Below are 20673 nucleotides of genomic sequence, written 5' to 3'. Positions count from 1 at the left end.
AGGGGGGCGGTACGGAAAGGACAATAGATAGCAACCGTTCGATTTTATTGTCAACAGCTCGTGAGCGTCCCCTGACGGATAGTTATCTGAGGACGCCGACCAGCCGCCGCAGCCGGGTGTTGTTGGGCAGATCCTCGATCAGCACCGGCATGCCGTCCGGCCCGCCCAGCGGGACCCGCCAGTTCGGGTACTCGTCGGTCGTACCCGGCTGGTTCTGCGTACGCCGCTCGCCCACCGCGTCGGCCAGCGCGACGCCGATCAGCTTGGCCGGCGTGTGCGCGACGTACCGGTGCAGCGCCTCGACGATCCGCTCGACCTCACCCTCGTGGCCGGACAGCAGGTGGCGCTCGCGGAGCGCTGCGAGCCAGGCGTCCCGGTCCGCCTCGTCTACCGCGAGCTCCTCGGCCACCGGTCGCGTCAGCAGGCCCAGCCGGTCCCGCAGCTCGACGTGGTCACCGGCCAGGTAGCCGGCCGTCGGAGGCAGGTCGTGGGTCGTCACCGTGGCCAGGCAGAGCTCCCGCCACCGCTCCGGCGCCAGCGGCTTGCCGTCGGCGTCCCGCTCGAACCAGAGCACCGACGTACCGAGTACGCCGCGCTCGGTGAGGTAGTCGCGGACCCACGGCTCGACAGTCCCGAGGTCCTCCCCCACCACGACGACACCGGCCCGCGCGGCCTCCAGCACCAGGATGCCGATCAGCGCCTCGTGGTCGTAGCGCACGTAGGTGCCCTGCGTCGGGCTCTCCTCCGAGGTCACCCACCAGAGCCGGAACATACCGAGGATGTGGTCGATCCGCAGGCCGCCGCCGTGCCGCAGCTGCGCCTTCACCAGCTCCCGCCAGGCGGCGTACCCGGTCTCGGCCAGCGCGTCCGGCCGCCACGGCGGCTGCGACCAGTCCTGGCCCTGCTGGTTGAACGCGTCCGGCGGCGCGCCGACGTGGATCCCGGCCGCGAGCACCTTCTGCAGCGCCCACGCGTCGGCACCATCAGGGTGTACGCCGACCGCCAGGTCGTGCACGACGCCGAGCTGCATGCCCGCGTTCTTCGCGCGGGCCTGGGTCCGGGCCAGCTGCTCGTCGAGCTGCCACTGCAGCCAGCAGTGGAACTCCACCGCGTCCGGGTTTTCGTTGCGGAAGGCAACAACAGCCGGGGCGGCCGGGTCGCGCAGCTCCTCCGGCCACTTGCTCCACTCCGGGCCGTGCACGTCGGCGATCGCCGCCCAGGTGGCGAAGTCGATCAGTCCCTGGCCCTCGCGGTCGCAGTACGCGCCGTACTCGGCGATCCGGCCGATCGACGGGCGGACACCGAACAGCAGCTGCAGCGCCTCCCGCTTGGCCGCCCAGACGGTGTCGCGGTCGAGCCAGTCGACGTCCTCGTTCAGCGCCCGGCTCTGCAGGCCCAGCGTGCGGACCCGGTCCCGCTCGGCCGGCGCCAGGTCGCCGTACTCGTCGATGTCCTCGATCCGCAGGTAGATCGGGTTGGCGAACCGGCGCGAGGCCGGCAGGTACGGCGACGGCTCCATCCGGCCCGCGGTCTCCGCCGCGTGCAGCGGGTTGATCAGCACGAACCCGGCGCCCAGGTCCCCGGCCGACCAGGCAGCCAGGTCGGCGAGGTCGTGCAGGTCACCGATCCCCCAGGAGCGTCGGGAGCGGACCGAGTAGAGCTGCAGCACCCAGCCCCAGGTGCGGTCCAGCCGCTGCGGCTCGAGGCGCTGCGGCGTGACGATCACCGTGCCGGTGAACACCTCCGGGCTGCTGCCGATCCGTGCGCACAGCCGGTGGTAGCCGAGTGGCAGGTCCCCCGGCAGCTGGAACGTCGCCTCACCGACCTGGACACCGTCCACCCAGACCGGCTCGACCCACTTCTCCTGCTGCGGTACGTCGCGACGCTGCCCGCCGTCCTCCAGGTCGACCCACACCTCGGCGGTCGACCCGTGCGGCACGTGCAGCGGGAACCAGGGCGTCCAGCCCTCGCGCATCACCAGCGTGGCGGGCAGCACCCGGCGCCAGCGGTCCAACTGGTGCTGGTCGAGTGCCTCGGCGGCCTTGGCCGGCGTCGACGCGTCCACGCCCAGTGCGGCGAGCACGGCCGACACCACCTCGCTGGACACGAGCACATGTCTGCCCTGCCAGTCCCAGTACTCCGTCGCCACGCCATGGGCTACCGCTAGCTCGACAAGGGCCGGAGTGGGTGCAGTCACGCGTGCGAGTCTGCCGCATGACCGGCCCCTGAGCAGAACGCAGCGCGCCGCAGAAGTTGGTCAAGCTCGGGGAACAGCCTGTGCCGGCAGGCTCCGCAGCATCTACTCTGCCGGTGGCAGAGCGGCAGCGGGGGCCTGTGCCGCCGGGAGGACACGCATGGAGATCACACGTCGTACGACGCTGGGCTGGTTGGGCGCACTGGCTGTAGGTGCGGTCGCTACTGGCTGTCGCGGCGCGGACGCGGCGGACCTGGGCTCGTCGGAGCCCGGCGGACTCACGCTGGACGACTGGGCCGCCGACCGCGGCGACAAGTACCTGGTCGCGCACCGCGGCATCGGCGACGTGTTCCCCGAGCACAGCATGGAGTCGTACCAGGCGGCGTACGACGCTGGTGCCCGCGCGATGGAGATCAGCGTCGGGCTCACCTCCGACAACGTGCTGGTCTGCCTGCACGACCAGAGCCTCGACCGGACCACCAACCTGGCCGGCAAGCTCAGCGGCATCAGCTACGCCGACCTGCAGAAGGGCTGGATCGACGTCGCCCGGCTGGGCCCGTACTGGCAGAGCACGAAGGCCCGGGTGCCGCTGTTCGAGGACGTGCTCAAACGCTTCGGCGGCCGGGCGATCCTCTGCGTCGAGGCCAAGGACGACCGGGCGCACGCGCCGATGATGGCGATGATCGCCAAGCACCGGCTGGAGATGTCGGTGATGCTCAAGGCCTACTACCGCAGCAAGCGGATCACCGAGGCCAAGAGCCAGGGACTGGGCGTGTTCGCGTACTACACGACACCGGCGGAGATGACCGCCGAGTCGGTGCAGACCGTGGCCAGCCTGCTGTCGCCACGCACCGACGCGATCGTCGTACCGAACTCCGGGCCCGGCGGCTACCTGGCGCCGTCGCTGGTCGAGGAGGCCGTCGCCACCGGGATGACCATCTGGCCGTACCCGCTGCACCGCCGCTCCGACCTGACCCACTACAACGCGGTCGGCATGACCGGTGCGGTCACCTCGAACATCGCCTACCTGCTCGGCAAGACAGAGGTCGGTGTGGCCGACCAGTGGTCACGCGGCCTCGCGGTAGCGGGTGAACTGACCAGAGACCCGTACGACGACCGCTTCGCGCTGCAGTGGGGACCGGGCGGCTCTGTGCGGCTCGCCGCCAGCAAGGCGCAGCACTTCCTGACGCTGGGGAACCTCGGGCCGATCACCGCACCGGCGTACACGATCGAGTTCGAGGCGTCGTACGACGTGCTGCCGGAGGACCCGGCGGCGAACCTCACGCTGGCGTTCGCGCACACCGACGACCGCTACTACGAGCACCGGCTCGGCGTCTCCGACGGCTACCACGCGATCCTGCAGCGCGACGGCGAGCTCGGCCTGTACGAGCACCGGGTCGGCAAGGGGTCGGGGACGCTGCTCGGCTCGGAGGTGACAGCCGAGCCGGTCCGCGGGCGGTGGATGAAGTTCCGGCTGGAGGTGACCCCGACCAAGCTGGTCTGGAGCCGCCTGGACAAGCCGGCGCGGATCACCGTGAACGACACGGCGTTCCGGGGCGGATACCTGCACCTGGGCCGCGGCTCGCTCGACGGGACGCTGTCGCTGCGCGGCCTGAAGGTCACACGAGGCTGACCGCGTCCTGAGCGCAGCCCCAGCCCAGGGTGATGCCGCTGCCGCCGTGGCCGTAGTTGTGGACCACGGGGACGCCAGGGACGAACTGCTCGTCCCGCTCCAGCCGCACCTCGGACCGGCCGGGGCGGAGACCGACCAGCGCCTCGATCACCTCGGCATCGGCCAGTGCGGGGACCAGATCCGTGCAGCGCTGGACGATCGAGGCGGTGGTCGCGTCGTCGACGGTGGTGTCCCAGCTGCCCTGGTCGAGCGTGCCGCCGAGGATGCAGTCGTCGGTGCGCGGGTGGATGTACGCGCGGCCCGCCGGGTGGTGCTCGTCGCGGACCGACAGCGTCAGGCCGGGATTGCGGACACGGACGATCTGGCCGCGGATCGGGTACGTCGTACGGTCGCCGACGAGCTGGCCTGCGGCCAGGCCCGCGCAGTTGACGATGACGTCGGGCTGGAGGTCGAGGAGGTCGGTGAGCGCGGCTGCTCGGCGTACGAGGTGGTGGCCGCCGGTGTCGAGATAGCGCTGGTGCAGGCGGGGCAGGTAGGTGGGCATCTCGACCAGAGGGACGGCGAAGCGCAGGCCATGGGAGTACCCGGCGGGGAGCTCGTCTGGCGTTGCTGGTCTCACGTCGCCCACTGCAGCAGCCCAGGGCTGCGGGCCGGGCTCCTCGCGGTAGACGACGAGTGACTCGCGCATCACCACGCCGGGCACCTGGTCGGCGGCTTCGCGCGCCAGTACGTCGTACGTCGTACTGCCCCAGGAGGCGACCTTCTCGGCCGGGCCAGCTGAGGTGGGGAACCACACCGCCGCAGCCAGGTGGGAGGTGGTCGCCTCGGTGGCGTCGGCGCTCACCACGACGACCTCGTCGCCGCGCTCGCGCAGGAGGAGGGCAGTGGAGAGCCCACTGATCCCTGCGCCGAGGACGACGACCTTCACGCGGCCCGCCGCTGGCGACGCGACAGCACGAGTACGGCGACCAGGAGCCCGGCGCTGGCGACCACCAGGCCGATGGCCACGCCCGCCACGTTGTCGGTCAGCTGGTAGAGCGCGGTCGGCCAGATCACCAGCAGGATCGAGCAGCCGACCACGGCGTACGCCGACGCGTGCACCCGGCCGTACGCGACCAGCAGCGCCGCCGGGCCCGCCGTACCGACGGCGAGCGCCATGATCTCGCCGCGCTCCTGGATCAGCCAGCAGATCGACGAGCTGAACATCGCCGCGCCCGCCAGCGACCAGGAGGTCACCTGGTCGCGGACCAGGCCGACCATGGCCAGCACGAAGGCGACCAGGATGAAGCCGGTCCCGGCGATGCCCGCGCTGTTGGTGTGCACGCTGTCCGCGGGGGTCAGCACGTCGGAGGTGATCACCAGCACGCCGACGGCGAGGATGCCGAACATCGCCACCAGCAGCGACGAGCCCTGCAACCACCAGACACCGGCCACGGCCAGCGCGAGAGCGACCGCGACGCCGACGATCCGGCCGGTCTCCCCCTCGATCGCGACGTACGTGGCGAAGCCGGCGACGCAGCAGCCGAGCGAAGCGAGCGCTGAGCTCAGCTGCTCACGGCGACGGAACAGGCCGAGCACGACGGCTGCCGCGAGGAGGAGGACGGCTGCGCTCGTACCGGTGGTGATGCGGGCCGCGCGGCCCATCTCACCCCAGTTGGCGACCGTGAGAAGGGCCACGGCGCCGAGGAGGAGCGCACCGCCGATGTAGCCGAGCACCTCCATCAGCGCGGAGCTGTGCGGAGGAGCCGGGCGGGGCTGCTTCGGAGCGGGCGTCTCAGGCTGCTCGGCCGTCGGCTCCGCACTGTCCGCGTCGGCCGCGTCGCGCAGCGCGTCCGCCTGGTACTGGCGGAGCACCCCCGCACTCACCAGACGCAAGAGCTCGTCATCCAGCCTGCTCGGCATAGACCGTCTTTTCTCCTCGAGTGTGTGGTTCGTGAGTTCAGGCGGTGGTCACTACAGTAGGGCGGCGAGATGCCTATTCTGCTCAGCTACCCCGTGTCCCTGCTCAGTCACCCCCTGCTTTCGCTGCCTGAACAGTTCCCGGCCTTCTTCCGTCGCGGCAACGACGGGAAGCTCGAAGTGACCGACCAGATCGTCATGGTCCCGGCCCGGATCGCCGGGCTGATCGTGGCGTTCTTCGTGCTGCGCTGGCTGCTGCACAAGGCGATCCGGCGGTTCGCCCGGCGGACCGGGAACGGCGCCGTCGCCGGTGTCCTGGCCCGGTCGAAACGGGGCCAGGAGTTCGTCGAGAACACGCTCGCCAACGAACGGCGGGCCCAGCGCGCCGAGACGATCGCGTCGCTGCTGTGCAGCACGGTGACGATCGTGCTGACCGCCGTCACGGTGGTGATGGTGCTGGCCGAGCTCGGCTTCAACATCCTGCCGGTGGTCGCGTCGGCCTCGATCATCGGCGTCGCGCTCGGCTTCGGCGCCCAGACGCTGGTCAAGGACTTCCTGGCCGGCATCTTCATGATCTTCGAAGACCAGTACGGCGTCGGCGACCTGATCGACATGGAGAAGGCCACCGGCGTCGTCGAGGCCGTCGGCCTGCGCGTCACCCGCCTGCGCGGCGAGGACGGCACCATCTGGTACGTCCGCAACGGCGAGGTCCTCCGCATCGGCAACCTCACCAACCGCGACCCCGAAGGCGGCCCGTCCGGCGTCGGCTCGGCGACGGAACGCGAGGAAGAGCAACAGGTGGTCGAGGCTCCGGAGGAGCCACCGCCACCAGCCGAAGCCAACGCCCGCCCCTCGGGCGGCCACACCCCGCCGGACTGACCGCACCTGCCCAAACTCCCGCCCGCTCGGGCTGGGCACGCGAGCAAGCTCGCAGAAAGATCCAAGCCGAGCAGCGGTCTGGCCTGCGGCAGCTCAGCGGGCTCCGGCCGAGCGGGCGCTGGGCCAGCGGGCACCAGCTCGGCGGGCACCAGCTCGGCGGGCACCAGCTCGGCGGGCGCGGAGCGCCCTGCCCCGCCGGACGGGCCCGGCTCGCGGATACTCCGCTTTCCTTCCCTCAAACCGCCGACGGCGCCGACCCCCGCAGGGGTCGCCGCCGTCGGTTCGTGTGGAGGTCAGGCCGTGAAGGTGACGTCCAGGGTGATGTTCACCGCGGCCAGCGCCTGGGAGACCGGGCAGTTCTTCTTGGCCTGCTCGGCGAACTCGGCGAACTGGTCGGCGGTCAGGCCGGGGACCTTGCCGTTGACCGAGAGCTTGATGCCGGTGATGCCCTCGCCGGGCTGGAACGTGACGTCGGCGGTGGTGTCGATCGACTCCGGCGCGTTGCCGGCGCCGGCCAGCGCGTGCGACAGCGCCATCGAGAAGCAGGTCGAGTGCGCGGCGGCGATCAGCTCCTCGGGGCTGGTCTTGCCGTTCGCGTCGTTGGCCCGCGAGGCCCAGGACACGTCGTACGTGCCGATCCCGGACGACTCGAGGGCGACCTGGCCGGCGCCCTCCATCAGCGAGCCTTCCCAGTGGGCCTTGGCAGTGCGAACTGTTGCCATGCTCGTGTGTCTCCCTAGTTCTGGTTCTCGGACACGTCGATCGCGCCCGGGTACGTCGGTTCGTCGGTGTTCACCATGCTGTGCGCGGCCATCACCATGTACTTCCAGATCTCCTCGTCCCGCTCCGGGGACAGGGCGATCTCGTCCAGGGCGGCCCGCATGTGACCCAGCCAGCGGTCCCGTGCGCTCGGGGTGACGGCGAACGGGTGGTGCCGCATCCGCAGCCGGGGGTGCCCGCGCTGCTCGGAGTAGGTCCGCGGCCCGCCCCAGTACTGCTCCAGGAACATCCGGAACCGCACCTCGGCCGGGCCGAGGTCCTCCTCCGGGTACATCGGGCGCAGTTCCGGGTCGGCCGCGACGCCGCGGTAGAACGCGGCGATCAGCCGGTGGAACGTGTCCGCCCCGCCTACGGCGTCGTAGAAGCTCTGTGGCTCACTCATCGCCACTCAGTGTCTCAAGCCACCGAAACGTGCGCGCCGAGGGCTGCCCGCTCGGCCTCGGCGAGCGGCCGTTTGGCGTGCGTGTCCGCGGTCACCGTGACCAGCACCGAGGTGGCCTTGCAGTACGTCAGCCCCTCCTCGTGGTCCACGATCCGCGACTGCAGCGTGTACGACGAGGTGCCGATCGCCGACACCCACACCTCCACGTCGTACGGCGGGTGCCGGAGCAGGATCGGCCGCAGGTAGTCGACGGTCTGGCTGACCAGCACCACCGGCGAGGTGCCGAAGAACTCGTGCACGCCGACCCCGAACACCTCGGCCAGGAACGCGATCCGGGCCTCCTGCAGGTAGTCGAAGTACCGCACGTTGTTGACGTGGTCGTAGGAGTCGATGTCCGACCACCGCACGAGCACGGGATGCGTGAAGGTCATCCGCCCACCAGCTTCGAGAGCGCCTCGCGCTCGACCGGGGTGATCCGCCGCAGCCGGTTGGCTGTGAAGTCGAACGGCACCAGCCGCGTCTTGGCCTCGACGTACGTCGTACGGCCCTCCGGCCCGTCGTCGCAGATCTCGTAGCCGACCGTGAACGACGCCGCGCGGATCTCCGAGATCCACAACTCGATCCGCACCGGCTCGGGCCGGAACCGCAGCGCCGCCCGGTACTGCACCTCGTGCCGGGCGACCAGCAGCCCGGTCTCCAGGTCGTCGGCGCCGAGCTCCTTGGCGGTCCGGAACAGGAAGTCGACGCGGGCGTCCTGCAGGTAGTCGACGTACCGGCCGTTGTTCACGTGGCCGAGCGCGTCCATGTCCCCCCAGCGCAGCGGGCAGTGGTAGACGTGCCGGTTGTGATGATCCACACGGGGATCATCGCATCCAAGGCCCCCCGGACCGGCGCGACGTGGGTAATGTCATCCCGGATACCAAACCGAACTCAGGAGTAGGTGGCGATGAGCGAGCAGCAGCGGGTGGCGGTCGTGACCGGGGCGGCCCGGGGAATCGGCGCCGCGGTGGCGCAGCGGCTCGCCGCGGACGGCAACGCCGTCGCCGTCCTGGATCTGGACGAGGCGGCCTGCGCGGGCACGGTCGAGGCGATCACCGCCGCCGGCGGCAAGGCCGTCGCGATCGGCTGCGACGTCAGCCAGTCCGACCAGGTCGCCGCCGCGGTCGAGCGGGTGGTGGCCGAGCTGGGCGCGCCGACGATCCTGGTCAACAACGCCGGCGTCCTGCGCGACAACCTGCTGTTCAAGATGTCCGAGGACGACTGGGACACCGTGATGTCGGTGCACCTCAAGGGCAGCTTCCTGATGTCGAAGGCCTGCCAGGCGCACATGGTCGAGGCGGGCTACGGCCGGATGGTCTTCCTGTCCTCGACGTCGGCGCTGGGCAACCGCGGCCAGGCGAACTACGCCTCGGCCAAGGCCGGTCTGCAGGGCCTGGCCAAGACGCTGGCCTTCGAGCTGGGCAAGTTCGGCGTCACCGCGAACGCGATCGCGCCGGGCTTCATCGAGACCGACATGACCGCGGCGACCGCGGCCCGGGTCGGGATCGACTTCGAGGAGTTCAAGAAGGCGACCGCCGCGGCGATCCCGGTCCAGCGCACCGGGACGCCGGCCGACATCGCGGCCGCCGCGTCGTTCTTCTGCAGCGAGGAGTCGGGCTTCGTGTCCGGCCAGGTCCTGTACGTCGCCGGCGGCCCCCGCAACTAGGAGATCACGATGCCCCGCACCTTCACCGGAGTCGACGCGGTCGTCGGCGCCGTCGGTACGCAGCTCGGCGAGACCGAGTGGCTGGAGATCACCCAGGAGCAGGTGAACCAGTTCGCCGAGGCGACCGGTGACCACCAGTGGATCCACGTCGACGTCGAGCGCGCCGCCGCCGGCCCGTACGGCGGCACGATCGCCCACGGGTACCTGACGCTCAGCCTGATCGCCCGCTTCGGCGCGGAACTGTTCGACGTCGACGGCGTCTCGGCGAAGCTCAACTACGGCGTCAACAAGGTCCGCTTCCCGACGCCGGTCCCGGTCGGCGCGCGGGTCCGGGCGGGTGCGTCGATCGCGGGCGCGCAGGAGACGCCGGCCGGCGTACAGGTCTCCCTGCAGTGGGTCGTCGAGCTGGAGAACTCGACCAAGCCGGCCTGCGTCGCCGAGACCGTCGTCCTACTGGTCCCCTAGGTAGCGCACGGCCAGCGGCTCCTCGACCACGCCGGCGTCACCAGCCCGTACGGCGTACGCGGCCTTGCCCGGCGTCGAGCTCACAGCCGCGACCAGTTCGCCGTCGCGGAAGTGCAGCCCGACGCCGTCCTCGGCGGCGTACCCGCCGGGGAAGCCGTTGCCGACCAGGTCGAGGTACGTGCCGCGGCGCAGCTCCTCGCCGTCGTAGTGCGGGCAGGCGCTGCCGGTCAGCAGTCCGAGCCCGTCCTCCAGTGGCGCCAGGCTGTTCACGTCGAACGAGTCGGTGACCGAGGCCTCGAACCAGCAGTTCATCCCGGCGCTGATCCCGGCCAGCACGACGCCGTCGTCGTACGCCGCTTTGAGCGCGCGGTCGAGCCCGTGCACGCGCCAGACGGCGAGCAGGTTCGCCGTACTGCCGCCGCCGACGTAGATCACGTCCTGGCCGCGGACGAACTCCTCGAGGTCGACGACCTCGCGCTGGAACAGGTTCAGCACCGAGGCCTCGGCGCGGTCCGGGCCGAGGGCGTCCCGGAAGCGCTGGCTGTAGCCCTCGGCGTCGCCGCTGGCGGTCGGCACGAAGCAGACCCGCGGCCGGTCGGTGTTCCTTGCCAAGGACAACAAGTAGTCGTCGAGCAGCGGGTTGTCCGGCTCCATCGAGAAACCGCCGCCACCGAGGGCGAGGATCTGCCCGGTCACAGCGGCGCGATCAGGACGGCGTGGGTGGCGGTGCGGGTGTAGCCCAGCCACTCGTTGACAGCGATCATCGGTCCGTTTCCGTCGTAGTTGGCGGTGTACATGCCGGTGACCCCGGCCTCCGCCGCGCGGTGCAGCGCCGCGCACTTCACCAGCCTGCCCAGTCCCTGGCCGCGGTACTCCGGCAGGGTCGCGGTCATCTGCGACCAGATCTTCTCGTGGTCGCCGTTGCCCAGCGTGAACGCGATCACCCGGCCGTCCGCGTCGAGCAGCGCCGTGCTCAGATCGAGCACCATGGCCGGCGACCTCCAGATCGCCTCCAGCCAACTCTCGTACGAGCGGCCGGCGATCTTCGCGTCACCGGGCTTGGTCCGCTGGGCGATCACGTCGGCCTCCCAGACCCGGTGCGGATCGACCTCGTTCAGCGGCGACAACCGCATCCCCTCGGGGACCGGCGGCAGCGCGGGCGCGTCGGCCGGGGCCATGCTCGCGTAGTGCACCCGGCGGGTCTCGCGGTAGCCCCACTGCGACGCCCAGCCCGACGACTCCGGGTCGGCGAAGACGCGCGACGTCACGGCGCCGCCGGCCTTCAGGTTCTCGTGGGCCAGCTCCAGCAACGCCGTACCGGCGCCACGACCGCGGTGCTCCGGGTGGACGATCAGCCGCAGCTGCCCGTCGAGCGGGTCGGACCCGTCGATCAGGCCGGTGCTCGTCCAGCCGATCACCAGGTCGCCGTCGAGCGCGGCGAACACCGCGGAGCCCGGCGCGTTCCCCGGTGTGCTGAGCCGCCGGCGCAGAGCCGAGGCGGTGGTCGCCAGGAACGGCGCGACCAGGAGGTGCAGCGCCAGCGCAGACTCGGCGTCACCCAGCTGAGGCGGCCTGATCTCCATCGGAACTCCTTCCACCGAAGTACTGGGGAAGATATCTCCTGGGCCGGGTCGATCCGGCCTGGACCGCCGTAAACATCCGGGCAAACTTCGCAGCGTGAGCGGGCGCCCGGTCAGAGCAAGCGCAGCAGGCCGGTCTGGGTCTCCACCCGGCGGTAGCCGAGCCAGTTGTTCACGGCAAGCATCGGACCGTTCTCGTCGTCGTTGGAGGTGAACGCGCCGACGATCCCGGCCGCCGCCGCCCGCCGCAGCGCGACCGACTTCACCAGCTTCGCCAACCCCTTGCCCCGGTACGCCGGAAGGGTGCCGGTCATCCCGGCCCAGGCGCGGTCACCGGCCGTCTCGACGGCGTGGTACGCGACGATCTCGTCACCGGCCAGCGCCGCCACCGACAACGCCTTGTCCAGCCCGGGACTCTCCCAGATCTCCTGCACCCACTGGTCGAACTCGACCGCGTCGCTCGGTGAGTCGCCCGGCTCGTCCAGGCCTGCGATCGAGTCCACCAGGTACGCCTGCCGCGCGGTCACCTGGTCCAGACCGACCAGCTCGATCCCGCCCGGCGTCGGCGGCTGCTCGGGCAGCGGCTGCCGCAGGTCGATCCCGGAGTAGTGCATCTGCCGGGTGCCGTCGTACCCGCGCCGCTTGGCGAACTCGACACCGGACGACGACGCGAACGCGCGCGCCCGGACGGCGCCGATGTCCTGCAAATGCTCGTGCAGGCGGTTCGACAGCGCTCCCCCGATCCCGCGCAGGCGATGCTCGGGATGCACGTGGACGTTGATCCCGGCCTGGCCCGGATCGCTCGTCCAGGTGTTGATCGCGGCCGATCCCCAGGCGACCACGCGGCCCTCGTCGAGGCCGACCAGGTGCAGCGGCTGCTCGCCCGGCGTCTCCGTCGTGATCAGGTGCGCGACGGTCGCGGGCGACATCACCGCGAACGCGAAGACGTCGCGGCGGACGGCGGCCAGCGCCTCGGCGTCGTCGGGGTGGGCGGGCCTGATCTCCATCCGCCGACGGTAACCAGGCGGGCGGCGTACGAGCCACTGGTTTTGGGCAGCACTCTTTTGGGATGGGATCGCAACGGCCGACGATTCTGCGACGAGCCGCCGAACCACTAGTGTTGGCGGGTGCCCGTGATCGCGACCACCGCGCTGACCAAGCGCTACCCCCGCGTGACGGCACTGGACGAGTTGACCGTCGAGGTGGGGTCCGGCGTGACCGGGCTGGTCGGAGCCAATGGTGCCGGCAAGTCGACCCTGCTGAAGATCCTGCTCGGACTGATCGCCCCGACCGCCGGAAGTGCCATCGTGCTGGGACACGACGTGGTCACCGGCGGCGAGGCGGTCCGGGCGCTCGTCGGCTACATGCCCGAGCACGACTGCCTGCCGCCCGACGTCTCCGCGACCGAGTTCGTCGTGCACCTCGGCCAGATGTCCGGCCTGCCGGCCACCGCGGCCCGCGAACGCGCCGCCGACGTCCTGCGCCACGTCGGGCTCGACGAAGCGCGCTACCGCCCGATGGGCGGCTACTCGACCGGGATGAAGCAGCGCGTGAAGCTCGCGCAGGCGCTCACCCACGACCCGAAGCTGGTGCTGCTCGACGAGCCGACCAACGGGCTCGACCCGGCCGGGCGCGACGAGATGCTCGCGCTGGTTCGCCGGATCGGGACCGAGTTCGGCATTCCGGTGCTGATCACCTCGCACCTGCTCGGCGAGCTGGAGTCGGTCTGCGACCACATCGTCGTACTGGACGGCGGGCGGTTGCTGCGGTCGGAGTCGAAGGCCGCGCTGACCGGCGAGACCGGCGTACTGGCGGTGGAGGTTCGCGATCTGAGCGGGCGCGATCGGCTCGGTGCTGCTCTGGAGCGTGCGGGGGCTCGGGCTCGCGCTGAGGGGCCGCTGGTGCTGGTGGAGATCAGCGGCGACGCGACGTACGACTTGGTGCGGGACGCGGTGGCCGAGCTCGGGCTCGGGCTGGTGCGGATCGAGCCGCACCGGCATCGGCTGGAAGAGGTCTTCAGTGTCTGAGCAGGTTCCGCCACCGCCGCGGACCGGCGTCATCCACGACATCGGGTACCGGCACTACGACGGGCCGCGGCTCGGTCGGTTCGCGATCACCCAGGCGTTGCTCGCGGCAAGTGTTCGGCACGCGTACGGGATCGGGCGGTCCGGCAAGTCCAAGGTGATGCCGATCCTGCTGCTCGCCGTGATGGTCGTGCCGGTCGCGATCATCGTCGGCATCGAGATCTCGCTGCAGCTCGACAGCCCGCCGGTGATCCCGGCGCACTACGTCTTCTACCTGCAGCCGGTGATCGCGCTCTACCTCGCCTCGCAGGCGCCGCAGCTGTTCTCCCGCGACCTGCGGTACGGCTCGATCGTGCTGTACCTGGCGCGGCCGCCCCGGCGTACGGACTATGCGGTGGCCAAGTTCGGCGCGCTGGTGATCGCGCTGATGATCCTGATCTCGATCCCGCTCACCGTCCTGTACGCCGGGGCGCTGCTCGCCAAGTTCGACTTCGTCGACATGACGCGCGAGTTCGGGACCGGACTGGCCGGCGGGCTGATGCTGTCGGTGCTGCTCGCCTCGATCGGCGGCCTGATCGCCGCCGCCACACCGCGTCGCGGGTTCGCAGTCGCCGCGATCATCACCGTGCTGATCGTGTCGTTCACCGCGACCATCACCACCACCGCGATCCTCGACACCGACCAGGACATGAAGAGCACCGCGGCCCGGTTCGCCAACCTGGGTTCGCCGTTCACGCTGTCGCGGACGCTGAGCACGTTCCTGTTCCGCGACGACAGCGACGGCTGGATGCCGACCACGACGCAGGGGCTGGTGTTCCTCGCCGTCTACCTGGTCGTCGTCGGGCTGTGCCTGTGGGGACTCAACCGGCGCTACGCGAAGGTGGCCCGCGGGTGAGCGTGATCGAGATCCAGAAGGTGTCGCGCTGGTACGGCAACGTCGTCGCGGTCAACGACGTCACGATGACGATCGGCCCCGGTGTCACCGGGCTGCTCGGGCCGAACGGCGCCGGCAAGTCGACGCTGATCACGATGATGGCGGGCTTCCTGCCGCCGTCGGTCGGCGCGGTCACGCTGGACGGCGTACCGGTCTGGCGGAACGAGCGCGCGTACTCCGCGATCGGGCTGGTGCCGGAGACCGAGGCCGTGTACGACGTACTGACGGGTGCTGCTTTCGTGCAGGCCAACGCTTCGCTGCACGGGCTCGCTCAGCCTGGGGCCGCTGCGGCCGCGGCGATCGCCGTGGTGGCGATGGAAGATGCGGCGGAGCGGCGCATCTCGACGTACTCGAAGGGCATGAAGCAGCGGATCAAGATGGCCGCCGCGCTGGTCCACGAGCCGTCGGTGCTGCTGCTCGACGAGCCCTTCAACGGCATGGACCCGCGGCAGCGACTGCACCTGATGGAGCTGCTGCGCAAGATGGGCAGCGACGGGCGGACGGTGCTGTTCAGCTCGCACATCCTGGAGGAGGTGCAGCAGGTCGCGACCCACATCGAGGTCGTCGTCTCCGGCCGGCACGCGGCCTCGGGTGACTACCGCGCGATCCGCACGCTGATGACGGACCGCCCGATGCTGTACCGCCTGCGTTCCAGCGACAACCGTCGCCTCGCCTCCGCGCTGATCGCCGACCCCTCCACTGCCGGCGCCGACCTCGACGCCACGACACTGCAGGTCCGCGTCGTCGACTTCGAACGCTTCAGCCGCATCGTCCCCGGTCTCGCCCGCGACCTGGGCATCCGCTTGCTCGAGGTCTCCCCCACGGACGAGTCCCTCGAAAGCGTCTTCTCCTACCTGGTCGGGAGGAACTGATGGTCGTCCGCACCATCATCCGACTCACCCTCGCGACGCTCTTCGGCTCGCGCCGGGGGCTGCTCCTCTACATCCTCCCCGCGGTCTTCGTAGGCCTCTGCGTCCTGCTGGCCCTGACCGTCGACGACAAGTCCGGCCTTCAGGTCGCACTGCTGAACATGTTCGGATTGGCCGTCATCCTGCCGTTGGTCGCGCTCGTCGCCGGCACCGGCGCGATCGCCTCCGAGATCGACGACGGCTCGATCGTCTACCTGCTCAGCAAGCCCATCAAACGCTCCACCATCGTCCTCACCAAGGCCCTGGTCGCCGTGTGCGTCGTCCTGGTCCTGGGCGCCCTCCCGATGCTGATCGCCGGCATCGTCCTGGACCCCCACGACCTCACCACAGCCTTCGCTTTCTCCCTCGGCGCCCTGGTCGCAGGCATCGCCTACGTCGCCATCTTCACGGCGTTGTCGGTCTTCTCCGGCAACGCGGTGACCATCGGCCTCATCTACTCCCTCCTCTGGGAAAGCGTGATGGGCCAGTACGTCGACGGCGCGAAAGTCCTGTCGGTTCAGCAGTGGTCCCTGGCGCTGATCAGCTCCCTGACCGACGCGCCGCGCGTGGAGTCAGCGGTCAAACTCCCCATCGCATCCATTCTTCTGGTCGCGGTCACCATCACCGCGCTGACGCTGGCGATCACCAAACTCCGCTCACTGATCCTCTCCAGCGCGGAGTAGCCGGCTACTGAACCATCCCGCCGTTCAGCGTCAGCCCGCCGTCGATCGTCAGGGTCTGCCCGGTGATCCACGACGCCTCGTCCGACAGCAGGAACCACACCAGCGACCCGACATCCTCGGGTCGCCCCAGCCGCTTCATCGGGTACGTCGCCGCGACCTCGGCCTCGCGGCCCTCGTACAGCGCGCCGGCGAACTTCGTCTTCACCACCGCCGGCGCGACCGCGTTCACCCGAATGACGGGCGCCAGCTCGACCGCCAGCTCCATCGTCACGCGTGACAGCATCGCCTTCGTCGCGCCGTACCAGCCGATCCCGGGCGACGGCGCGAGCCCGGCAACCGACGACAGGTTGACCACCGATCCCCCGTGCTCACCCATCCACGCGTCGCGGCAAGCCTTCACCCACGCGATCGTCGCGAGCACGTTCGTGTCGACCATCTTCGCCGCGACCGCGGCATCGACGTCGAGCAGTGAGCCGTAGATCGGGTTGATGCCGGTGTTGTTGACGAGCAGGTCCACCGACCCGTACGTCGCCAGCGCCGCCTCGATCACCGTCGCGCGATGGTCAGGATCAGCGGCCTTCCCAGCAACGGCGATCGCATGCTCGACGCCGCCCAGCTCCAGCACCGCCGCGTCGAGCGTCTCCTGCGTGCGCCCGGTGATCACCACCCGGGCGCCATCGGCGACGAGCCGCTGCGCGACCGCCAGCCCGATGCCGCGCGAAGCACCCGTGACGATCGCCGTCCGGCCCTGCAAACCCATCAACCGTGTCCTCTTCGATCGGTACGACGTACAGGATTCAGCTGAGCCGCTCGAGCACGATCGCCATGCCCTGGCCGCCACCGACGCACATCGTCTCCAGCCCGAACTGCTTGTCCTCGAACTGCAGGCCGTTCACCAGCGTGGTCATGATCCGCGCCCCGGTCGACCCGAACGGGTGCCCCAGCGCGATCGCGCCGCCGTGCACGTTCAGCCGGTCCTCGGCGATGCCGAGCTCGCGCGCCGAACCGATCACCTGGACGGCGAACGCCTCGTTGATCTCGACCAGGTCGATGTCGGAGATGCTCATCCCGGCCCGCGCCAGCGCCTGCTTCGAGGCCTCGACCGGACCGAGCCCCATGATCTCCGGCGACAGCCCACTGACGCCGGTCGACACGATCCGCGCCAGCGGCGTCAGCCCGAGCTCGCGCGCCTTGGTGTCGCTCATGATCACCACAGCCGCGGCGCCGTCGTTCAGCGGGCAGCAGTTGCCGGCCGTCACGGTCCCGTCCGGCCGGAAGACCGGCTGCAGCTGGCTGACCTTCTCCAGCGTCGTACCGGCTCGCGGGCCGTCGTCGTTGCTGACGACCGTGCCGTCGGGCAGCGTCACCGGCGTGATCTCGCGCTCGAAGAACCCGTTGCCGATCGCCTTCTCGGCCAGGTTCTGCGACCGTACGCCGAACGCGTCCTGGTCGGCGCGGCTGATCCCGCGCAGCGTCGCCACATTCTCGGCGGTCTGGCCCATCGAGATGTAGATGTCGGGGAGCTGCCCGTCCTCGCGCGGGTCGTGCCAGACGTCGTTGGTCTCGGCGTACTTCTCGGTCCGCTGGACGGCGTCGGCGAAGGCCTGGTTGAACGAGCTCGGGTCGCCGACCCCGGCGGAGCCGAAGTTCTTGTACCGCGACACGCACTCGACGCCGGCGCTGACGAAGATGTCGCCCTCACCGGACTTGATCGCGTGGTAGGCCATCCGCGCGGTCTGGGTCGACGACGCGCAGAACCGGTTGATCGTGGTCGCGGGCGTGTTGTCCCAGCCCAGCTGGACGGCGACCCGGCGGGCCATGTTGCCGCCGTGCTCGTCGTGCGGCTCGGCGCAGCCCAGCATCAGGTCCTCGACCTGGTCGCCGGTCAGCCCGGCCTTCTCGACCGCGGCCTGGATCATCTGCACGGCCAGGTCGTCGGGCCGGATGTCCTTCAGCGATCCCTTGTGGGCGCGCCCGATCGGCGACCGCGCGGTGGAGACGATGACTGCTTCAGGCACTGGGTTCTCCTTCTACAGGCCGAGGTCGCGGCCGATGAGTTCCTTCATGATCTCGTTGCTGCCGGCCCAGATCTTGGTCACCCGGGCGTCGCGCCAGGCGCGGGCCACCCGGTACTCGTTCATGTAGCCGTAGCCGCCGTGCAGCTGGACGCAGGCGTCCAGGATCTCGTTCTGCACCTGCGCGCTCCACCACTTGGTCTTGGCGGCGTCGACCGCGGACAGCCGGTCCTCGTCGTGCGCGACGATCGCGTTGTCGACGTACGCCTGGGTCACCTCGGCCTTGGTGACCAGCTCGGCGATCAGGAACTTGTTGTACTGGAACGACCCGACCGGCTGACCGAAGGCCTTGCGCTGCTTCACGTACTCGATCGTCTCGTCGAGGATCTGTACGGCGTGCGCGATGTTCGAGACCGCTGCCCCGACGCGTTCCTGGGCCAGCCGCTCCATCATGTGGATGAAGCCGCGGTCGACCTCGCCGAGCACGTTCTCGTCGGGGACGAACACGTCCTCGAAGAACAACTCCGAGGTGCCGGACTCGGTCTGCCCGACCTTGTCGAGCTTGCGGCCGCGGGCGAACCCGTCCATGCCCTCCTCGACGGCGAACAGCGTGATGCCCTTGGCGCCCTTGCTCGGGTCGGTCCGGGCGGCGGTGACGGTCAGGTCGGCCATGTCGCCGTTGGTGATGAAGGTCTTGGACCCGTTCAGCACCCAGCCGCCGTCGACCTTCTTGGCGCTGGTCTTCAGCCCGGCCAGGTCGGAGCCGCCGGACGGCTCGGTCATCCCGATCGCGGCGACCAGTTCGCCGGAGCTGAACTTCGGCAGCCAGCGCTGCTTCTGCTCCTCGGTACCGAGATCGACCAGGTACGGCGCGGCGCAGTCGTAGTGGATCCCGAAGCAGCTGGACAGCGACGCGGAGACCTTCGAGACCTCCTCGGCGAACACCGCGTTGAACCGGTAGTCGCCGACGCTCGAGCCGCCGTACTCCTCGGGGACGTCGAGCCCGAGGAAGCCCTGCTTGCCGGCCTCCAGCCAGACCGCGCGGTCGATCGTCTTCTCCTCGAGGAACTGTTCCATCCGCGGCACCAGCGAGCGGTCGCAGAACTCCTTCGCACTGGCCCGGAACGCGTGGTGGTCCTCGCCGAAGATGATCCGTTCCATCGCTTGCGCCTCCCGAGCTGCGGTCTGCTGTGTCGGCGCTGTGGCCGTCGTCACCTGGCGGGTGAGACAAATGGCTAAGCGCTTGCTTAGCTTCCCGAATCCGGTGCAGAGTGTCAACGTGTCCGCAGTCACCAGTCCCCTCGTGTGGGAGCACGTCCAGCCGGCCGCCGCCCGCCGGCTGCTCACCGGCGCCATCGACGCCTTCGCCGAACGCGGCTTCCAGGCGACGACGACCCGCGACATCGCGTCCCGGGCCGGCATGTCGCCGGCGGCGCTGTACGTCCACTACCCGTCGAAGGAGCGGCTGCTCTTCGAGATCAGCCGGTACGGGCACCAGGCGGCCCTCACCGTCCTCGCCGACGCCAACTCCGGCTCCCCCGCCGAGCGCCTGCGGGCGATGGTCTCGGCGTTCACCGCCTGGCACGCCGAGCACCACACGATCGCGCGCGTCGTCCAGTACGAGCTGGCCGCGCTCACCCCCGAGCACTTCGCCGAGGTCGCGGCGATCCGGCGGACGATCTCCGCCCAGATCGAGCAGGTACTCGCCGACGGCGTCGCCGACGGCTCGTTCGCGGTCGACGACCTGCCCGGTACGACGCTCGCCGTGCTGTCCCTGTCGATCGACGTCGCCCGCTGGTACACCCCGCACCGGACCGAACCCGAGGCACTCGGCAGCCTGTACGCCGACCTCGCGCTGCGGATGGTCCAGGCCTGACACGACGAAGGCCCCGGCGCCCTCTTCCGAGGGGCCAGGGCCTTCGTACGGCGTACGCGGTTGCGCCTGGTACGGCGTACCGGCTAGTCCTGCAGCGCCGCCTGGACGTCGAGGTGGATCTCCACCTTGTCGCCGATCAGCAGCTTGCCGCCCTCCAGCGGGACGTTGAAGTCGATCCCCCAGTCCTTGCGGCTGATCGAGGTGGACGCCTCGAAGCCGATGATCTTCTGGCCGTACGGGTTCTGGTCGACGCCGAGGAACTCGACGGCGAACTCGATCGGCTTGGTGACACCCTTGATGGTCAGCTCGCCGGCCAGCACGAAGTCGTCGCCCTCGGGCTTCAGCGCGGTGCTGGTGAAGGTCATCTTCGGGCTGTTCTCGGCGTCGAAGAAGTCGCCGGAGCGCAGGTGCCCGTCACGCTGCTCGCTGCGGGTGTGCACAGAAGCCAGCTCGACGCTGACCGCGGCGGTCGACTCCTCCAGCGAGTCCTTGACCACGATCTCACCCTCGAACTCGCGGAAGGTGCCACGCACCTTGGTCATCAGGTGACGCACGGTGAAGCCGATCTCGGTGTGCGCCGTGTCGAGGGCGTAGGTGCCGGCCACCAGGCCGGGGATGGTGCTGGTCGCGGTCGTCGTACCGGTGATGCTCATCAGGTCCTCTCGGGGGATAGTTAAAATTTCAACCTGTTATGTGAGCCCTAACGGTTTAAATCT

General features: G+C 70.1%; 23 protein-coding genes. 9 read left to right on the top strand and 14 right to left on the bottom strand.

What is annotated here, in order from left to right; genetic code table 11:
• Positions 1-82: 82 nt before the first annotated feature.
• Complete coding sequence (gene malQ, locus ACZ6Z4_RS09325) at positions 83-2197, bottom strand: 4-alpha-glucanotransferase (protein ID WP_465560347.1); 2115 nt, start codon at positions 2195-2197, stop codon at positions 83-85.
• 157 nt (positions 2198-2354) lie between these two features.
• Between malQ and ACZ6Z4_RS09320 the strand changes: the two genes are divergently transcribed.
• Positions 2355-3827: a glycerophosphodiester phosphodiesterase gene (locus tag ACZ6Z4_RS09320; RefSeq protein ID WP_465560344.1), complete on the top strand. Its 1473-nt coding sequence runs from the start codon at positions 2355-2357 to the stop codon at positions 3825-3827.
• Here ACZ6Z4_RS09320 and ACZ6Z4_RS09315 read toward each other — a convergent pair.
• The gene (locus ACZ6Z4_RS09315) at positions 3814-4755 is read right to left on the bottom strand and encodes an FAD-dependent oxidoreductase (protein WP_465560341.1); all 942 of its coding nucleotides are present in this window, start codon (positions 4753-4755) and stop codon (positions 3814-3816) included. The two genes, ACZ6Z4_RS09320 and ACZ6Z4_RS09315, sit on opposite strands and share 14 nt — an antisense overlap.
• Complete coding sequence (locus ACZ6Z4_RS09310) at positions 4752-5729, bottom strand: DUF2157 domain-containing protein (protein ID WP_465560338.1); 978 nt, start codon at positions 5727-5729, stop codon at positions 4752-4754. The genes ACZ6Z4_RS09315 and ACZ6Z4_RS09310 overlap by 4 nt, the downstream gene beginning before the upstream one ends.
• Positions 5730-5798: 69 nt before the next feature.
• Between ACZ6Z4_RS09310 and ACZ6Z4_RS09305 the strand changes: the two genes are divergently transcribed.
• Positions 5799-6605 carry a mechanosensitive ion channel family protein gene (locus tag ACZ6Z4_RS09305; RefSeq protein WP_465560335.1) on the top strand — a complete coding sequence of 269 codons (807 nt, stop codon included), beginning with the start codon at positions 5799-5801 and terminating at the stop codon, positions 6603-6605.
• Between the two features lie 293 nt (positions 6606-6898).
• On the opposite strand, the gene ACZ6Z4_RS09300 is transcribed toward ACZ6Z4_RS09305, so the two are convergent.
• The 4 genes from ACZ6Z4_RS09300 to ACZ6Z4_RS09285 are packed head-to-tail and all read right to left on the bottom strand — an operon-like array spanning position 6899 to position 8623.
• Positions 6899-7327 (bottom strand): OsmC family protein, encoded by a 429-nt coding sequence (locus ACZ6Z4_RS09300; protein WP_363676258.1) that lies wholly within the window; start codon positions 7325-7327, stop codon positions 6899-6901.
• Between the two features lie 14 nt (positions 7328-7341).
• Complete coding sequence (locus ACZ6Z4_RS09295; RefSeq protein WP_465560331.1) at positions 7342-7767, bottom strand: globin; 426 nt, start codon at positions 7765-7767, stop codon at positions 7342-7344.
• 14 nt (positions 7768-7781) lie between these two features.
• Positions 7782-8198, bottom strand: a complete 417-nt coding sequence (locus ACZ6Z4_RS09290; RefSeq protein WP_465560328.1) for an acyl-CoA thioesterase — start codon at positions 8196-8198, stop codon at positions 7782-7784.
• Positions 8195-8623 carry an acyl-CoA thioesterase gene (locus ACZ6Z4_RS09285; protein WP_465560325.1) on the bottom strand — a complete coding sequence of 143 codons (429 nt, stop codon included), beginning with the start codon at positions 8621-8623 and terminating at the stop codon, positions 8195-8197. The genes ACZ6Z4_RS09290 and ACZ6Z4_RS09285 overlap by 4 nt, the downstream gene beginning before the upstream one ends.
• Positions 8624-8713: 90 nt before the next feature.
• Here ACZ6Z4_RS09285 and ACZ6Z4_RS09280 point away from each other — a divergent pair, with 90 nt between their 5' ends.
• Both ACZ6Z4_RS09280 and ACZ6Z4_RS09275 read left to right on the top strand, forming a co-directional pair.
• A complete protein-coding gene (locus ACZ6Z4_RS09280) occupies positions 8714-9472 on the top strand; it encodes an SDR family oxidoreductase (RefSeq protein ID WP_363676262.1) in 759 nt (252 codons plus the stop codon).
• Between the two features lie 9 nt (positions 9473-9481).
• Positions 9482-9937 carry a MaoC family dehydratase gene (locus tag ACZ6Z4_RS09275; RefSeq protein ID WP_465560318.1) on the top strand — a complete coding sequence of 152 codons (456 nt, stop codon included), beginning with the start codon at positions 9482-9484 and terminating at the stop codon, positions 9935-9937.
• Here ACZ6Z4_RS09275 and ACZ6Z4_RS09270 read toward each other — a convergent pair.
• The 3 genes from ACZ6Z4_RS09270 to ACZ6Z4_RS09260 all read right to left on the bottom strand — a co-directional run bounded on the left by ACZ6Z4_RS09270 (position 9923) and on the right by ACZ6Z4_RS09260 (position 12524).
• Entirely contained in the window at positions 9923-10633 is a 711-nt protein-coding gene (locus ACZ6Z4_RS09270; RefSeq protein WP_465560315.1) for a Type 1 glutamine amidotransferase-like domain-containing protein, read from the bottom strand. The genes ACZ6Z4_RS09275 and ACZ6Z4_RS09270 overlap by 15 nt on opposite strands.
• Positions 10630-11520 carry a GNAT family N-acetyltransferase gene (locus tag ACZ6Z4_RS09265; protein ID WP_465560312.1) on the bottom strand — a complete coding sequence of 297 codons (891 nt, stop codon included), beginning with the start codon at positions 11518-11520 and terminating at the stop codon, positions 10630-10632. The genes ACZ6Z4_RS09270 and ACZ6Z4_RS09265 overlap by 4 nt, the downstream gene beginning before the upstream one ends.
• Before the next feature lie 110 nt (positions 11521-11630).
• Entirely contained in the window at positions 11631-12524 is an 894-nt protein-coding gene (locus ACZ6Z4_RS09260) for a GNAT family N-acetyltransferase (protein ID WP_465560308.1), read from the bottom strand.
• A gap of 120 nt (positions 12525-12644) precedes the next feature.
• On the opposite strand from ACZ6Z4_RS09260, the gene ACZ6Z4_RS09255 reads away from it, so the two are divergent.
• The 4 genes from ACZ6Z4_RS09255 to ACZ6Z4_RS09240 are packed head-to-tail and all read left to right on the top strand — an operon-like array spanning position 12645 to position 16066.
• Positions 12645-13544, top strand: a complete 900-nt coding sequence (locus ACZ6Z4_RS09255; protein ID WP_465560305.1) for an ABC transporter ATP-binding protein — start codon at positions 12645-12647, stop codon at positions 13542-13544.
• Positions 13537-14436: an ABC transporter permease subunit gene (locus ACZ6Z4_RS09250; protein WP_465560302.1), complete on the top strand. Its 900-nt coding sequence runs from the start codon at positions 13537-13539 to the stop codon at positions 14434-14436. Before ACZ6Z4_RS09255 ends, ACZ6Z4_RS09250 begins: the two co-directional genes overlap by 8 nt.
• On the top strand, positions 14433-15347 hold the full coding sequence (locus ACZ6Z4_RS09245) for an ABC transporter ATP-binding protein (RefSeq protein WP_465560299.1): 915 nt from the start codon (positions 14433-14435) through the stop codon (positions 15345-15347). The genes ACZ6Z4_RS09250 and ACZ6Z4_RS09245 overlap by 4 nt, the downstream gene beginning before the upstream one ends.
• A complete protein-coding gene (locus tag ACZ6Z4_RS09240) occupies positions 15347-16066 on the top strand; it encodes an ABC transporter permease (protein ID WP_465560297.1) in 720 nt (239 codons plus the stop codon). Before ACZ6Z4_RS09245 ends, ACZ6Z4_RS09240 begins: the two co-directional genes overlap by 1 nt.
• A 4-nt stretch (positions 16067-16070) precedes the next feature.
• Here ACZ6Z4_RS09240 and ACZ6Z4_RS09235 read toward each other — a convergent pair whose 3' ends face one another.
• From ACZ6Z4_RS09235 to ACZ6Z4_RS09225, 3 genes are read right to left on the bottom strand one after another with little or no spacing between them, the layout of a single operon-like run.
• Positions 16071-16826, bottom strand: a complete 756-nt coding sequence (locus tag ACZ6Z4_RS09235) for an SDR family oxidoreductase (RefSeq protein ID WP_465560294.1) — start codon at positions 16824-16826, stop codon at positions 16071-16073.
• 37 nt (positions 16827-16863) lie between these two features.
• The gene (locus ACZ6Z4_RS09230; protein ID WP_465560291.1) at positions 16864-18084 is read right to left on the bottom strand and encodes an acetyl-CoA C-acetyltransferase; all 1221 of its coding nucleotides are present in this window, start codon (positions 18082-18084) and stop codon (positions 16864-16866) included.
• A 12-nt stretch (positions 18085-18096) separates the two neighbouring features.
• A complete protein-coding gene (locus ACZ6Z4_RS09225; RefSeq protein WP_363676273.1) occupies positions 18097-19242 on the bottom strand; it encodes an acyl-CoA dehydrogenase family protein in 1146 nt (381 codons plus the stop codon).
• A gap of 118 nt (positions 19243-19360) precedes the next feature.
• On the opposite strand from ACZ6Z4_RS09225, the gene ACZ6Z4_RS09220 reads away from it, so the two are divergent.
• The gene (locus ACZ6Z4_RS09220) at positions 19361-19957 is read left to right on the top strand and encodes a TetR/AcrR family transcriptional regulator (protein WP_465560287.1); all 597 of its coding nucleotides are present in this window, start codon (positions 19361-19363) and stop codon (positions 19955-19957) included.
• 83 nt (positions 19958-20040) lie between these two features.
• On the opposite strand, the gene ACZ6Z4_RS09215 is transcribed toward ACZ6Z4_RS09220, so the two are convergent.
• Positions 20041-20610, bottom strand: a complete 570-nt coding sequence (locus ACZ6Z4_RS09215; protein WP_363676275.1) for a YceI family protein — start codon at positions 20608-20610, stop codon at positions 20041-20043.
• Positions 20611-20673 lie beyond the last annotated feature (63 nt).

The sequence above is a fragment of the Kribbella sp. NPDC104740 genome (genome assembly GCF_055583505.1).
Note: the sequence above shows the minus strand (reverse complement) of the source record. Positions and strands in the feature narration are given on the sequence as shown.

Coding starts and splice junctions, on each gene's coding strand:
- ACZ6Z4_RS09320 (WP_465560344.1), top strand. CDS start 2,355: ATGGAGATCACACGTCGTACGACGCTGGGCTGGTTGGGCGCACTGGCT.
- ACZ6Z4_RS09310 (WP_465560338.1), bottom strand. CDS start 5,729: ATGCCGAGCAGGCTGGATGACGAGCTCTTGCGTCTGGTGAGTGCGGGG.
- ACZ6Z4_RS09305 (WP_465560335.1), top strand. CDS start 5,799: ATGCCTATTCTGCTCAGCTACCCCGTGTCCCTGCTCAGTCACCCCCTG.
- ACZ6Z4_RS09300 (WP_363676258.1), bottom strand. CDS start 7,327: ATGGCAACAGTTCGCACTGCCAAGGCCCACTGGGAAGGCTCGCTGATG.
- ACZ6Z4_RS09295 (WP_465560331.1), bottom strand. CDS start 7,767: ATGAGTGAGCCACAGAGCTTCTACGACGCCGTAGGCGGGGCGGACACG.
- ACZ6Z4_RS09290 (WP_465560328.1), bottom strand. CDS start 8,198: ATGACCTTCACGCATCCCGTGCTCGTGCGGTGGTCGGACATCGACTCC.
- ACZ6Z4_RS09280 (WP_363676262.1), top strand. CDS start 8,714: ATGAGCGAGCAGCAGCGGGTGGCGGTCGTGACCGGGGCGGCCCGGGGA.
- ACZ6Z4_RS09275 (WP_465560318.1), top strand. CDS start 9,482: ATGCCCCGCACCTTCACCGGAGTCGACGCGGTCGTCGGCGCCGTCGGT.
- ACZ6Z4_RS09265 (WP_465560312.1), bottom strand. CDS start 11,520: ATGGAGATCAGGCCGCCTCAGCTGGGTGACGCCGAGTCTGCGCTGGCG.
- ACZ6Z4_RS09260 (WP_465560308.1), bottom strand. CDS start 12,524: ATGGAGATCAGGCCCGCCCACCCCGACGACGCCGAGGCGCTGGCCGCC.
- ACZ6Z4_RS09240 (WP_465560297.1), top strand. CDS start 15,347: ATGGTCGTCCGCACCATCATCCGACTCACCCTCGCGACGCTCTTCGGC.
- ACZ6Z4_RS09235 (WP_465560294.1), bottom strand. CDS start 16,826: ATGGGTTTGCAGGGCCGGACGGCGATCGTCACGGGTGCTTCGCGCGGC.
- ACZ6Z4_RS09225 (WP_363676273.1), bottom strand. CDS start 19,242: ATGGAACGGATCATCTTCGGCGAGGACCACCACGCGTTCCGGGCCAGT.
- ACZ6Z4_RS09215 (WP_363676275.1), bottom strand. CDS start 20,610: ATGAGCATCACCGGTACGACGACCGCGACCAGCACCATCCCCGGCCTG.